This is a genomic window from Thiomicrolovo sp. ZZH C-3, assembly GCF_054862725.1.
The window spans coordinates 209055-223404 of record NZ_JBTKXX010000003.1 but is presented as its reverse complement, the minus strand read 5'-3'; the positions used below and the strand labels follow the sequence as shown (position 1 = coordinate 223404).

The 14350-nt window shown below is 55.5% G+C and carries 13 protein-coding genes; 5 read left to right on the top strand and 8 right to left on the bottom strand.

Features of this window, described 5'->3' with window-relative positions; all coding sequences use genetic code 11:
• Nucleotides 1-12: 12 nt before the first annotated feature.
• Nucleotides 13-768, bottom strand: a complete 756-nt coding sequence (locus tag ACXWTF_RS10970; RefSeq protein WP_461715031.1) for an energy transducer TonB — start codon at nt 766-768, stop codon at nt 13-15.
• Between the two features lie 60 nt (nt 769-828).
• Between ACXWTF_RS10970 and ACXWTF_RS10965 the strand changes: the two genes are divergently transcribed.
• Nucleotides 829-1566: a tyrosine-protein phosphatase gene (locus ACXWTF_RS10965; protein WP_461715030.1), complete on the top strand. Its 738-nt coding sequence runs from the start codon at nt 829-831 to the stop codon at nt 1564-1566.
• Nucleotides 1567-1575: 9 nt separating this feature from the next.
• On the opposite strand, the gene ACXWTF_RS10960 is transcribed toward ACXWTF_RS10965, so the two are convergent.
• From ACXWTF_RS10960 to thiC, 4 genes are all read right to left on the bottom strand, one after another.
• Nucleotides 1576-3915, bottom strand: coding sequence for a GumC family protein (locus ACXWTF_RS10960; RefSeq protein WP_461715029.1), 2340 nt, complete (start codon nt 3913-3915; stop codon nt 1576-1578).
• Between the two features lie 16 nt (nt 3916-3931).
• Entirely contained in the window at nt 3932-4726 is a 795-nt protein-coding gene (locus ACXWTF_RS10955; protein ID WP_461715028.1) for a polysaccharide biosynthesis/export family protein, read from the bottom strand.
• Between the two features lie 135 nt (nt 4727-4861).
• Nucleotides 4862-6034, bottom strand: a complete 1173-nt coding sequence (locus ACXWTF_RS10950) for an Mrp/NBP35 family ATP-binding protein (RefSeq protein WP_461715027.1) — start codon at nt 6032-6034, stop codon at nt 4862-4864.
• Between the two features lie 19 nt (nt 6035-6053).
• The gene (gene thiC, locus ACXWTF_RS10945) at nt 6054-7427 is read right to left on the bottom strand and encodes a phosphomethylpyrimidine synthase ThiC (protein WP_461715026.1); all 1374 of its coding nucleotides are present in this window, start codon (nt 7425-7427) and stop codon (nt 6054-6056) included.
• Nucleotides 7428-7699: 272 nt separating this feature from the next.
• Between thiC and ACXWTF_RS10940 the strand changes: the two genes are divergently transcribed.
• The 4 genes from ACXWTF_RS10940 to ACXWTF_RS10925 are packed head-to-tail and all read left to right on the top strand — an operon-like array spanning nt 7700 to nt 11414.
• Nucleotides 7700-8821 (top strand): bifunctional 2-C-methyl-D-erythritol 4-phosphate cytidylyltransferase/2-C-methyl-D-erythritol 2,4-cyclodiphosphate synthase, encoded by a 1122-nt coding sequence (locus ACXWTF_RS10940; RefSeq protein WP_461715025.1) that lies wholly within the window; start codon nt 7700-7702, stop codon nt 8819-8821.
• Nucleotides 8818-9705: a response regulator gene (locus ACXWTF_RS10935; RefSeq protein ID WP_461715024.1), complete on the top strand. Its 888-nt coding sequence runs from the start codon at nt 8818-8820 to the stop codon at nt 9703-9705. The genes ACXWTF_RS10940 and ACXWTF_RS10935 overlap by 4 nt, the downstream gene beginning before the upstream one ends.
• Nucleotides 9683-10873: a sulfate adenylyltransferase gene (locus tag ACXWTF_RS10930; RefSeq protein WP_461715023.1), complete on the top strand. Its 1191-nt coding sequence runs from the start codon at nt 9683-9685 to the stop codon at nt 10871-10873. Before ACXWTF_RS10935 ends, ACXWTF_RS10930 begins: the two co-directional genes overlap by 23 nt.
• Before the next feature lie 22 nt (nt 10874-10895).
• Nucleotides 10896-11414 (top strand): phosphatidylglycerophosphatase A family protein, encoded by a 519-nt coding sequence (locus ACXWTF_RS10925; protein WP_461715022.1) that lies wholly within the window; start codon nt 10896-10898, stop codon nt 11412-11414.
• Here the strand turns inward: ACXWTF_RS10925 and ACXWTF_RS10920 are convergent.
• The 3 genes from ACXWTF_RS10920 to hemN all read right to left on the bottom strand — a co-directional run bounded on the left by ACXWTF_RS10920 (nt 11411) and on the right by hemN (nt 14343).
• Nucleotides 11411-11548: a hypothetical protein gene (locus ACXWTF_RS10920; protein WP_345984974.1), complete on the bottom strand. Its 138-nt coding sequence runs from the start codon at nt 11546-11548 to the stop codon at nt 11411-11413. The genes ACXWTF_RS10925 and ACXWTF_RS10920 overlap by 4 nt on opposite strands.
• Before the next feature lie 74 nt (nt 11549-11622).
• Nucleotides 11623-12918, bottom strand: a complete 1296-nt coding sequence (locus ACXWTF_RS10915; protein ID WP_461715021.1) for a (Fe-S)-binding protein — start codon at nt 12916-12918, stop codon at nt 11623-11625.
• Between the two features lie 57 nt (nt 12919-12975).
• Nucleotides 12976-14343: an oxygen-independent coproporphyrinogen III oxidase gene (hemN, locus tag ACXWTF_RS10910; RefSeq protein WP_461715020.1), complete on the bottom strand. Its 1368-nt coding sequence runs from the start codon at nt 14341-14343 to the stop codon at nt 12976-12978.
• Between the last annotated feature and the right edge of the window lie 7 nt (nt 14344-14350).

Sequence of the window (14350 nt, the reverse complement as noted above, 5' to 3'; positions counted from 1 at the left end):
CATTTCGCGGATTTATTTGAGCACAAAGCGGATCGGGACGTTCAGTGTCAATGCCTGCCGGGGATGCGGCAGACGGCCTGAGAGCGAGGTGATCGTACGAATGGCGGCCCGGTCCAGAATGGCGCGGGCATGCTGCCTTATTGTCACATCATGGACCGTGCCGTCGGGATCAACCCTGAAGCTGGCGATAACCTCCCCTTCGATATGACGTTTGCGCGCTATGCGGGGGTAATAGAGGTGGCGCCGCAGCAGCTGCGCGATCACGGCCAGATGCTCGTTCATATAACTTTCACTGCTCTGCACGGCGGCACTGTCGGCCACGCCGGTCTGCGCCGCTGAGGCCGCTTCGGCCATACTCTCCCCTTCAGCCGCCGCAACGGGCTCCGCTTCAGTCATCACCTCCGCCGGCGTATCGGGCAGCGTCTCTTCGATAATCTGGACCGGTTCCTCTTTGACGACCGGCAACGGTTCGACCTCGGGGGCTTTCACGACAACCGCCGGTTTGACGACTTCCGGCCGTTTGACGACCTTTTCGGGCGGTTTCTTCCGGACAGGGGCAGGCGTTGCAACGGCGGGAGCCGGGGTCGCGACCTGTTCGCTCTTTTTCGGCGGCAGTTTCGGCGCCACCCGCGACAGTGACAGGCAGTAGTGGGGTGTTTCCGCCGATACCGACATCGGAATTTTCGGCAGAACGACAATAAGCAACACTATCCCGATCGTCAGGTGCAGCGACAGTGAAACCAGAAATGCCTGCGGGGAACGTGCCATGCCGAATCCTAACCGAAAAGTATTACAAAAGTATTAATCTGCTTCTGCTATGATTGCGCGATGTACGCGAGACTAAAACGCCTGTTACGGCCCGAAAAACACAGCTCCGAACCGCTGACGACCGACCTGCATTCGCATCTCGTTCCCGGGATCGACGACGGGGCCAAAGACCTGGAAACGTCACTGAAGCTCGTGCGCTCCCTCTATGACCTGGGGTATCGCCGTCTGATCACGACCCCACATATCATGATGCACCGCTTCCCCAACTCCCGCGACACGATCCTGCGCGGGCTCGACACCCTGCGCAGTGCGGTCGAGGCCGAGGGAATTCCCGTCACGATCGACGCGGCTTCCGAGTATTATGTCGACGAACACTTCCGCGAACTGATCGACAAGAGGGAACTGCTCACCTTCGGGGAGAATGAGGTGCTTTTCGAGCTCTCCTACGTCATTCCTCCCATCGACCTCGATACCATCATTTTCGAACTCCAAAGCTGCGGCTACCAGCCGGTACTCGCCCACCCGGAACGCTATCTGTATATGCACAAAGATGAAGAGGCTTATCCCCGCCTCAAAGAGAAAGGGGTCCGTCTTCAGGTCAACATCAACTCGCTGGGGGGCTACTACTCCAAACCGGTGCAGAAAGCCGCCCGTCGCCTCATGGATGAAGGATGGATCACCTACCTGGGATCCGACACGCATCACCGGCGCCATATCGACGCCCTCACCAAAACGCTGCGCGCCGATGTCGTTGCCAAGGTGCAGCGCAACAACACCCTCCGCAACAACGCCCTCTAGGCGCGGCGCCTACGAATAGTATTTATCTCCGCCGTACTTGTACCCGTACCCGTAGCCGTAGCCGTAATTCTTCTGCAGGTCCACCCCGTTGAAGACAAGACCGACGTGCTCGATCTTGTGGTCTTTGACCATCCCGTCAAGGCCTCGGATAAACTCTTTTTTCGAGTAGCCGCTGCGCGCCACCAACAAAGATACATCGGAACGATGCATCAGGATCGAAGCGTCAGTCACCAGCCCCACCGGAGGGGTATCCAGAATAACATAGTCATACTGCTCACGCAGCGTCGCGATAATCTCTTTCGCATAATCGGACATAATCAGCTCTGACGGATTGGGCGGAACCGGTCCGGCGGCAATAACATCAACCCCACCCTCTTGAGAGTGCTGCACAACCTCTTCCAGTGTATGACGATGGCTGAGGAGTGTACTGACCCCCTTATCGTTCTTAAGCCCGAAATGGTCACTCAGTTTTGCCCGCCTCTTATCAAGGTCTAGGGTAATGACACGCTTCCCGCCTTTAGCCAGGATGGTTGCCAGGTTTGCCGCAATCGTCGTCTTCCCTTCGCCCGAAACCGTCGAGGTGACGACGATCGTTTTATACGCCGTGTCGCTGCGCATAAATTCCAGGTTCGTACGCAGCGCCCGAAGCGCTTCGAAGAAGATTGAGTCAATCTTCTTGCCTTTAGCCAACGGAATAACACCGTAGACCGGGATATGCGTCAGCCGTTCGACATCCTCCTTGCTTTTGACCGTATCGTTCAGGAATTCCCGTAAAAGCACCAGTCCAAATCCTAGTGCCAATCCAAGTAATATTCCCACAGCTACAATCATTTTGCGTTTAGGCTTCACGGCTCCCATTGGCAACAGTGCGCTGTCGACAACTGTGACATTGGAAACCGTAGAGGCTTTCAGTACAGCAGTTTCCGCACGGCGCTCTAGCAGAAATGAATACACTTTTTCATTGACCATAAAACTGCGCTGCAAATTAGCAAGCTGTAACTCTTTTTGCGGAAGGGCCTGCATCGATTTAGTATATTTTTGGATAACCTTTTCAATGCGTTTCTTTTGTGCGAGTAGATTTTGCTGAATACCCTGGATTGAACTGTCTATACGGTTTTTCAAAATATTTATCTGTTCCGTTATTTTGACGACTTCCGGGTGAAACTCCGTATATTCGACAAGGAGTGCGGACTCCTGTGCCTCTTTTTCCTGAAGTTGTGCAACCATTTCTCCCAAAGCAGGTGTATCCAGTTGCAGACTGTCAAAAGAGATATTTGTCACATCCTGCCCTGACACGATATATTGTTCCAAACTGGAAACAATATTCAATTGAAAATCAAGTTGTGTCAATTTTGTTTCATAGTCGGCCAGCGTCGTCATCGTTGCTTGAGCTTGCGAACTGACATCAATCAATACATTTTTTTTCTTGAATTTTTCCAAACTGCTCTCGGAACGTTTCAGTTTCTCACTGATGACCTCAAGCTGTTCATCCAAAAAAAGCAACGACTTTTCTGCTTCGGATGTCTGCCGTTCCAACCCCTCATCAATATAGGCATTACATAAAGCATTTACTACCTCTTGCGCCCGTAACGGAACTGTATCCGCATAAGAAATTCGCAATACCGTGGAGTATCGTCCGACAACATCTACTTTAACCCTGCTCTGAATTGCCAGCGCCTGCGCTATCTTGTCATCGCTGATTGTAAAAGAGTACTCTTGGTTTTTGGCGAGTTCATACACTTTGTCAATGACAAAGGTGAACCATTTGGTGCTGATTTTCTCACCATAAGTATGAATCGAAGCATCAATGGCTTCCATTTTCGTTTCTTCAATTCCAAGTAGTAGCCGACGAATCGATTCCACCAGGCTAAAGGATTCTTCTTCCTTGACCAGACCTAAGCGGAACTGCTGATCATTGATGGGTGACAAAACGAATGTTCGTCCTTTGATCCTTGGGTTGAGATAGGAGTGTGTCACTATAAATGGAACGTTTTTATAAAGTTCCCGTTGCTTCCATCCGCTCTTCACAAAATAACGTGTCGTAAAATCGACGGATTCGAGTACGCGCGACGCCATATAGCGGGACTGCAGAATCTGCATCTCACTCATGAGATCGTCCTGACTTCCACTGATGGCTTGCATCAGTGGACTGCCGCTGTCGCGGTTTCGGAGTCCACCAAGCTTGATCGTCCCGTTTGCACTGTAGATAGACGGCTGAAAATAGGCATATACAGCTGCCCCACCACCAAATAGGATGGCAAGTAAAACGATGAACCACCAAGCACTTTTGAGCGCTTTTAGCATTGCCGGAATATTGATCTGTGCATTTGAATCATTCTGTGTCGACAAAGTATCCCTTTTAACCCTATTTTGTAAAGTAATCCAGTGCTACCCAAGTCGTCAAAGTTTGTGTAATCAAACTCAGGATTGGCGTAATCTCACGGATCGCGATGTTCGTTGCTTTCATATCTCTCGGCTGAACATAAACAATATCATTCGGTCGTAATACCAGGTCCGATACATGCAAAGATGCCAAATGTGACATATCGACGAGACGGATTTCCGGATTGTCATTAAGATTCCCGCGAATGATCATTACATCGTTACGTTTCCCGTAGTCGCTGAAATCGCCGCTGCGTGCGATCGCTTCAAAAATTGTCATAGTTTCGTTCAGAACCGGGATCATCCCCGGTGCTTTCACTTCCCCAAGCACGTATATTCTTTGATTCAATATTTTAACTGTGACAAACGGGTGCCGGAGATATTTTGCATACTTTTCCGTAAGGCTCTTGCTCGCTTCAGCCGTTGTCATCCCTTGTAAAGTAACTTCTCCGATCAAGGGGAGGTATACATTCCCCTCCTGCGACACAAGGTAACCGTCCTGATTGTTCAAGAGTGTCCCCGCACTGGATGCTGTTGACGTCGCCGACGAGGCCTGCAGCTGCTCCGTTCCCGCAGCCGATTGGCGGTATACGTTAAAGACATTGATGGAAACACGATCACCCGGAGAAATCTTGTTTTCGTAGCGGACACTCTCTTCAAGCTTATCCGGCGTGGTACGGTATTCTATTGTTTGATTATCTTCTACCTGGAACAGTTTATATTCTTTGATACTGCATCCGCTGAATAAGGAAAGCACCATAACCGTAAAAATCGTCAAGTGTCGTAGGGGCATTTGCACTCCAGAATCAGTCTATATTTTGGACTGATTATAATCCATGGCGTGTAAAAGAAAGCTAAACCGAGGAAAAACGTTATGGTTTGTGAAAGGGGTTGGCGCCGCGAGGGCACCGGTTTAGTGGCAGCCGCAGCCTGTGCCGCAGCTTTCGCCGCTGCTCTGTGTGCTCTGCTGCGGGGCAGCCGCCGTGGAGCAGGCGGAAACACCCGGAGGGGTATTGGGCTGGATCGCGTTGTTGTCGACGCCGCCCTCTTCGTTGATCTTTTCGATCTGTGTCCAGATATCTTCGGCCGCTTTCATGTAGCGCTTGGCCGTTTCCGTCTCCGGCTTGGCATAGGTGACGGGCTTCCCTTCGTCGCCGCCGATGCGGACCGCCGGCTCAATCGGGATCTCGGCGAGGATGTGTGTACCGAACTCTTTGGCCAGAGGCTCGGTCGTCCCCTTGCCGAAGATGTCGTACTCGACACCCGTATCCGGCGCGATAAAGCCGCTCATGTTCTCGACGATTCCGCCGATCGGAATATGCAGTTTCTTGAACATGTCGAGTGAACGGCGGGAGTCGTCCAGGGAGACCGTCTGCGGGGTCGTGACCGTGATCCCCAGTGTCACCGGGACGCTCTGTGCCAGGGTCAGCTGTGCGTCACCCGTTCCCGGAGGCATGTCGATGACGAGACAGTCCAGTTCGGACCAGAGAATGTCGCGCAGGAACTGCTCGATCGCTTTCATGATCATCGCACCGCGCCAGATGAGCGACTGCCCCTCTTCCATCAGGGAACCCATGGACATCATCTCGATGCCGTAGGCTTTGAGCGGCAGGACCTTGTTGCCCTGGATCTCCGGCTTGACCTCTTCGACGCCGAGCATCCGCGGGATGTTCGGCCCGTAGATGTCCGCGTCGAGCAGACCGACTTTCTTGCCCTGCATCGCCAGTGCGATCGCCAGGTTGACCGAGCTCGTCGATTTGCCGACGCCGCCTTTGCCGGAGCTGACCATGATGAAGTTCTTCACCTGCGGCGCGATGTTTTTGCCCTTGGAGGAGCTTTCGCGCGGCATCTTCGGTGCAGCGATGTTGACGGTAACGTTGGCTGCACCGGCACGCTTGAGCTCCGCAGTAGCCTCATCTGTGATCTGCTGGGCCACTTCCGGCGCACTGGAAGTGATGTCGACCGTGACGTTCACGTCACTGCCGCTGACACTGATCTCTTTGACGAATCCGAAGGTGACGATATCTTTCGTAAAGCCCGGGTACGTCACGTTAGACAATGCCGATTTTACAATTTCTTCTGTCATAACTGTTTCCTTTTAAAATTTAGTGCTGTGCCGCCGCCGCTTCTTTGGCGATGGCTTCGATGGCTTCTGGGTTGTCCATAATGTTCTGCGTGATCTTGTACGAACAGAACTTCGGTCCGCACATGGAGCAGAACTCCGCCTCTTTAAAGACGTCCTGCGGCAGGGTCTCGTCATGGTACTCACGGGCGCGCTCGGAGTCGAGGGCCAGTTCGAACTGCTTCTCCCAGTCGAAGGTGTAGCGCGCATCGCTCATCTCGTCGTCGATATCGCGCGCTCCTTTGCGGCCGCGGGCGATATCCGCCGCGTGCGCCGCGATCTTGTAGGCGATGATCCCTTCGCGGACATCTTCCGCGTTCGGCAGTCCCAGGTGCTCTTTGGGCGTGACGTAGCAGAGCATGGACGCCCCGTGCCAGCCGCCGACCGCCGCGCCGATCGCAGAGGAGATATGGTCATATCCCGCCGCGATGTCGGTCACGAGGGGGCCGAGGATGTAGAAAGGCGCCTCGTGGCAGAGCTCACGCTGCAGCTTCATGTTGCGCTCGATCTGGTTGAGCGGCACGTGACCCGGTCCTTCAATCATGACCTGAACGTTTTTCTCCCAGGCGCGAAGGGTCAATTCGCCCAGGACTTTCAGCTCGCCCAGCTGGGCATCGTCGCTGGCATCCGCCAGACAGCCCGGGCGCAGCGAGTCGCCCAGGGAGAGGGAGACGTCGTGGCGCGCACAGATGTCCAGGATCTCGTCAAACGCCGTGTAGAACGGGTTCTCGCGATGGTAGTGCATCATCCATGCCGCCATCAGCGAGCCGCCGCGGCTGACGATCCCCATCTTGCGCTTGGCGACCTTCGGCATCGTCTCGAGCAGGAAGCCCGCGTGGATGGTGAAGTAGCTCACCCCCTGCTGCGCCTGGCGCTCGAGGACCTCGAGCATCTTCTCGATGGTGAGGTCTTCGATCTTGTTGTTGACGTCGTGCAGGATCTGGTAGATCGGCACGGTCCCGATCGGGATCTTGGAGTTCTCGATAACCGCTTTGCGGATCTCATCGAGGTCCCCGCCGGTGGAGAGGTCCATCGCCGTATCCGCTTTATAATGTTGGGAAACCTGGACCTTGTGCACCTCTTCTTGGATATCGGACGCCAGAGCGGAGGAGCCGATATTGGCGTTGATCTTACACTTTGCCGCCAGGCCGATGGCCATCGGCTCGAGGTTAGTGTGGTTGACGTTGGCCGGGATGATCAGGCGGCCGCGGGCGACCTCTGAACGTACCAACTCCGGGGAAAGGTCCTCCACTTTGGCGACGTACTCCATCTCTTCGGTGATGATGCCCTGCTTGGCATAATACATCTGTGTGCGGACTTTATCGTTCTTACGTTTCTCTACCCATGAGGTTCTCATAGCGAACTCCTGTAGCAATTCTTTGGCGTAATATAGTCACCGCCGATAAAAAGGCCTACGGCATATCGAACGAGCGACAATCTTTCAAAATAAATTAAGAGAAATTTACTCCGAATTGCAGCAATCTTATTTGTGGAATCATACATTATCCGGTGCAATTTTCCGCTTGCAGCGCCAGCCTGAAAAGAAAAAGTATTACGATTCTACACAAGCATCACAAAAGCTTTGCGCCTGTATAATTTCGTAACATTTTTCCGTAAAGAGGATAATATTTGTCTGATTTAACACTTATCCTGCTAGCTGCCGGAGATTCGAGCCGGTTTCAATGCGGAGTAAAAAAACAGTGGCTTCGTATCGGCGACGAGCCACTGTGGCAATTTGTTACCAATCGTTTCATCCGAAGCAAACAATTTGCAGAAGTGATCGTCACCGCCCATCCGGAAGAGGCTGCTTATATGCAGCTGCACGGGGCGTACCGTGTCGTCAGCGGCGGCCGCGACCGCCAGGCCTCCCTTCGCAATGCCCTGGCCGAGGTCGGGACCCCCTATGTCATGGTCACGGATGTCGCCCGCGGCTGTATCGACAGTTCACTCATTGCCCGCCTCATCGCAGCGCGTGACCAGGCGGACTCCATCGTGCCGGCCCTGGCCGTCCATGACACCGTTACCTTTGACGGTAAGACGATCGACCGCAGTGCGCTTCGGCGTATTCAGACACCCCAGCTTTCCAAGACGGCCGTGCTCAAGGCGGCGCTGGAGACTGACGAAACTTTTACCGACGAAAGCAGCGCCATCGTCGCCGCCGGCGGCAGCCGCCACTTCGTCGAGGGGGACGAGGCCGCCCGGAAACTGACCACACTGGCCGATCTGCGGGCGATGGAATGCTTCGAAGGGCCCGCTGCGACGATGCTGACCGGCAACGGTTTCGATGTCCACGCCTTCGATACCGCAGGGAGCATGGTCCTCGGCGGCGTGGCCATCGACCATCCCGTCGGTTTCAAGGCCCACAGCGACGGCGACGTTGCCATCCATGCCCTTATCGATGCCCTGCTCGGCGCCGCGGGCCTTGGGGACATCGGGATGCTCTTTCCCGATACGGACGACACCTACAAAGGGATCGATTCTGCCGAACTGCTGGAGACCGTGGTCACGCGCCTGAAGCGCTACGGTTTCGGCATCATCAACGCCGACATCACGATCGCAGCGCAGGCCCCGCGCCTCGCCCCCTACAAAGAGGCGATGCGGCTGCGGCTCGGCACCATTCTCGGGCTGCCGCCCGTACGCGTCAGCGTCAAAGCGACCACAACGGAAAAGCTCGGCTTCGTCGGCCGCAAAGAGGGGGTCGCCGTGATGGCCTCCGCTACCTTAAATTATATAAATTGGACAGAGTTATGAGAGTATTGATTATTGAGAACGAGATCTATTTGGCACAGAGCATCGCCAGCAAACTGGGTGAACTGGGGTACCAATGCGATATCAGCAGTTCCATCCAGGACGCCTTCAAAGGGGTCGCCTACGACGTCGTGCTGCTCTCGACCAATATCAGCGGCCAGGACATCTACCCCGTCATCGAGGCCTTCCGCGACGCCGTCGTGATCCTTATGGTCTCGTATATCAGCAACGACACCGTCACCAAACCGCTGGCCGCAGGGGCGAAAGACTATATTCTCAAGCCCTTTATGATCGAGGAGCTGATCCGCAAGATCGAACACTTCCAGGAGTTCAACCGCCTCAAAATGGCCAACGAGACCTACAAGCGCTACCTCGACCAGCACTTCAAAGGCGTCAAGATCACCCAGGATCTCGACAACGTCACCCCGCCGGTCTTCATCGCCTCGAACTTCCAGAAATACGCCGACCGTTTCGCCTTTGATTATGCGAAAACCAACGGCCGTGAGCTGGTCTACATCAGCCTGGAAAACAGCAGCGCCTTCAACGACATCTCCAAGGCCCCGGCTGCGGCGCTGCTCTACATCACCGACTTCCAGTCGCTGAAAAAAGCCGACCGCAAACCCTTCCTCGAACTCATCAACGCGCGCAACGTCATCGTCTCCAGCACCGACTCCGTCGATGTCGAAGGGGTCCAGGTGATTGAGATAAAAAGTGACAGCACCGTCTTCGAACAGGGTGATATCCTCCCGATCGAGGACTATGTTAAATATATCGTGTTAAATTATCAGCATAAATTCCCTGATACGGAACTCTCCAAAAAACTGGGAATCTCGCGTAAAAGCCTCTGGGAGAAGCGTAAAAAGTATGGCATCATCAAGAAAAAATAGCGCCCTCTTCCTCGACCAGGAGGCGCTCTCGGCCCTCAGCATCCTCAAAGCCGGCATGCTCTCGCCGGTCACGGAACTGATGAACGAAGCGCGGATGAAAGAGGTCCTCTCCTCGGGCCATTTCAATGACACGACCTTCCCCTTCCCCTTCATTCTCGCCCCTGCAGGCAGTACGAACGAGAAGATCCTCGCGGGTGCTGCGCAGGGAGAGACGCTCGACCTCTTCGTCGAGGGCGAACTTTCCGGCACACTGGTGGTGGAAGAGGTCTTCGCGATCGACCCGAATGAGCGTGTCCGCCACATCTACGGCACGGACAACCCCTCGCACCCCGGCGTCAGCTCTACCCTGAAACGCCTGGGGAAACTCGCCGTCAGCGGGGAGCTGACCCTGCGCAATGATCCGGTCGCACCGATCTTGCAGAACATCGAAGAGGCCAAACAGCGCATCAACGCCAAACATACGACGGCGATCATGATGGCGGCCAACCCGCTGCACCGCGCCCATGAACGCCTGATCCGTCAGACGCTCGACAGCACCGACCTCGTCGTCATCTTCCTGCTCAAGCCCTACAACCAGGCCGACCTCAGCTACGAGATCCGGGAACAGGCACTCACCTACTTCGTCGAGCACTACCTCCCCCGGAACCGGGTCGTCATCATCCCGCTGGAGTACAGCTACATCTTCGCCGGCTACAACGAGGTGATCATCGACGCCATCGTCGCCAAGAACTTCGGCTGCGACCGCCTCATGATCGGCCAGAACCACGCCGGGGTCGGCATGTACTACGACCACAACAGCAACCAGTCCGTCAAGGACCGGATGCACGGCATCGACATCGAGGTCGACATCGCCCGCGAATACGTCTACTGCAACGAGTGCAAGACACTGGTCAGCACCCAGACCTGTCCCCACGGCAACCACCACCACATCTCCTACCACGCCGACTCCATCCTGGAGCTCGTCAAAACCGGCCTCATGCCGCCGGCGGTACTGATGCGTAAGGAGATCTCCGCCATCCTGCTCTGCCGCCTCTTCCCGGGCCGCATCAAGAACATCGAGAAGCTCTACTACGACATCATGCCGGTCAACGGCCTGCTCGAAGAGCATACCGACCGCGACTTCTACATCAAGCTGATGGAACTCTACCAGACGACATCGCTGACCTAAGACGGTATTGAAAGGACACGATTTGAAACTCAACTGGATGTTTCTGACCGTAGGTTACAGCGGTCTCTCCCCCAAAGCCCCCGGCACCGTAGGCACCCTGGTCTCTTTGCCTGCAGGAATGGTGATTTTGCTTTTCCTCGGTCCGCAGACCCTCTTCCTGGCCACGATCCTCATCACGCTGATCGCCGTCAAGACGATTGACGCCCACGAACAGGCCGGCAACCCCCATGACGACCAGCGCATCGTCATCGACGAGCTGGCGGGCATGTGGCTGGCCCTCGCCATCGCACCGGGAATGATGATCGCGCCGGAAGCCCTGACACAGTGGGAGAACGGCTTTATTATCCAGAGTCTGCTCGGCTTTGCGTTCTTCCGTCTTTACGATATCAAGAAACCGTCGATGATCGGCCGTATCGACCGTGAGGCAAAAGGGGGAATCGGGGTGATGGGCGACGACCTGCTCGCCGGCGTGCTCGCGGGGATCTCCGCGGCGCTCGTCTGGCAGGTCATCCTCAAAGCCATGGCGGCTTTTTCCGCTTAGAAGAACTCCATCAGCAGGTGCAGTGACCAGTCCGGGATATAGATCCCCGCATCTTCATACTCCGCCATGTGGTGGGCGAACGCGCTGGAGGCCAGCGCACCTGTCAAACATACTGCTGCAATCAGTTTCTTCATGCTGTTTCCTTTGAATGAAATCAGCGAAATTTTACGGGAAGTGTGTGAGCAGAGTGCGAGCGGCCGGGGACCGTTCAGGAAGCGTTCGGTGCCAGGGCTTCCGCAATCAGTTCGATGGGGTTTTTAAAGACGGTTTCCACCTCGGCCTGGTGCATGGCGTTGTTGATCTGCATCCGGCAGGCCGAGCACTCCGCGGAGACGACCTGCGCACCGCTCGCCTTGATCATCGCGGCTTTGGGCTTGCCCGCCGCTTCGGCGAAGTGGTACTTCTCCGTCTGCATGGTCACCCCGCCGAAGCCGCAGCAGGCGTTGGGGTCGCTCATCTCTTTGATGGCGTAGCTCTGGCCGATCAGTTTGCGCGGCTCCTGGTAGACCCCCTGCATTTTGCGGGCATGGCAGGGGTCGTGGTAGGTGACGGTGAGGTCGCGGCGCCCCCTGGAAGCAAGCAGTTCCGAGAGGTGCGTCTTCTGCTCCAGCCACTCCGTCGCCATGTAGACCTTGTTTTTCAGCTTCTGCGCCCGCGCTTTCCACTCCGGCTGGTCGTGGAAAAAGTGCTCATAGTCGATCTTGATCATCGCAGAGCAGGTCGCTTCGGGGATGATGATCGCCTCGACCTCGTCGATGAAGCTCTCGAAGTACTCGATGTTCTTCTTCGCGTTGTGGTCTACCGTCGCGAAATCCCCCGTAAAGTAGGCGGGAGCCCCGCAGCAGAGCTGCTTTTTGGGGATGAAGGCGTCGATCTCCAGCACTTCAAGGATCTCCATCAGCGATTTGCCGATGCCGGTGTAGTTGTAGTTGGCCAGACAGCCGATGAAGATGGCGACTTTGCGCTTACCGCCGTTGTTTGTCATCTCCGGATAGCTGTTGAGGAAGGACTTTTTGCCCATGGAGGGCAGCAGGCGCTCTTTCTTGATCAGCGGCAGGGAGAAGCGCGGCTGCATGGAGGAGGTCTGCTCCTTGATCTTGAAGCCGCAGGTCTGGAAGGCGTACCCGGACTTCATGAAGAAGTCCATCAGGCGGCGGTGGCGCAGCAGGAAGAAGAACGCCTTCTTGAACCAGGCGATGCCGAACTTGTCGGCGATATCGGCGCGCACCTGCTCGATGACCATGTCGGTGGGCAGGGATTTGGGGCAGACGTCGGTACAGTTCGTACAGAGGAAGCAGCTCTCGAAGATATCCTTGGCCGTCTTGTCCAGCTCCAGCTGGCCGCGTTCGTAGGCCCCAAGCAGGTCGATGAAACCGCGGGGGCTCGTGACCTCGTCCGCGTTGACGTTGTGGATCGTACAGACGGGGATACACTTCCCACACTTGATGCACGCATCCGACGTGGCCGTAAAATTGAAAATCTCTTCCGTATACCGTTTAGTCATGGCGCAATTTTAGCGAATGTTTTTCAATTCGTTTATATTTTTGATCATTAATACGAATCAGACAGTTTTCGAAAATGTCTTCTTGCTGCCGGCATGCTTTTGCATGTAGGCATCGAAGGCCATCGCGATGTTGCGGATCAGCAGTGTGCCCGTCGGGGAGCACTCGATCTTCTCCGGCGCGATCTCGAGCAGCTCCTCGTGGACCATCGGCTGCAGCTCATCGAGGGCATCGGCGAAATACTCGTCGAACTTCACGTCGAACTTCGCTTCGAAGCGCGTGATGTCGAGCTTGAAGTTGCTCATCAGCTCCATGATAACGTGCTGGCGGATCAGGTCGTCTGCGCTGTGGGTAACGCCGCGCTCGAAGGGCAGCCGCCCCGCGTCGATGGCCGCTTCATAGGACGGCATATCCTTGAAGTTCTGCGCGTAGTAGTCGACACCTTCGCCGATGGAGGTAAGCCCGACACCGACGAGGTCCGCCCCGCCCTTGGTCGTATAGCCCTGGAAGTTGCGGTGCAGCTCCCCCTTCTCAATCGCCTTGAAGAGTTCGTCCTCGGGCTTGGCGAAGTGGTCCATCCCGATCATCTTGTAGCCGTTGTTCTCCATAAAGTCGATCGTCTGCTGCATGATGGAGAGCTTTTCGTCCGGCTTGGGCAGGGTCGTCTCGTCGATCTTGCGCATCGTCTTTTTCAGCCACGGCACGTGGGCGTAGTTGAAGACGGCGAAACGGTCGGGATCGAGGGTCACGGCGAGCTTCAGCGTCTCCATAAAGGTGTCGAGCGTCTGGTGCGGCAGGCCGTAGATAAGGTCGACGTTGACGCTGACCATATTGTATTTGCGCGCCAGATCCATCGCATTTTTCGTAATGTCGTAGGGCTGGACGCGGTGCACCGCGACCTGGACCTTTTCGTTGAAGTCCTGGATCCCGAAACTGACACGGTTGAACCCGGCGTCGCTCATCACCTTCATCTGCGCCTCGTCGATGTGGCGCGGATCGATCTCGCAGCTCACCTCCGCCTCTGCGGCAAAGTTCGGGAAGTGCCCTTTGATGGCGGTGATGATCTCGTCAAGCTGTTCGGCGCTGAAGAAGGTCGGCGTCCCCCCGCCGAAGTGCAGCTGGATCACCTCCCGCGACGTATCGAGGTGCTGTGCGAGGATATCCATCTCCCGCTTGAGGTAATCGATGTAGCGGATCTTTTTATCCTCTTTGGAGGTAAAGACGACGTTGCAGCCGCAGAAGTAGCAGGCGTTACGGCAGAACGGGAGATGGAAATAGAGCGAAAGGGGGCGGTTCTTATCCTGCCCCTTCAGCTTTTCGAGGTAGGTCTCGTATGCGAAATCGGTACTGAACTCCAGGGCCGTCGGGTAACTCGTATAACGCGGTCCCGGCCTGGAATATTTGGTAAATTTTGCAAAATCTAGCATGCGCTGT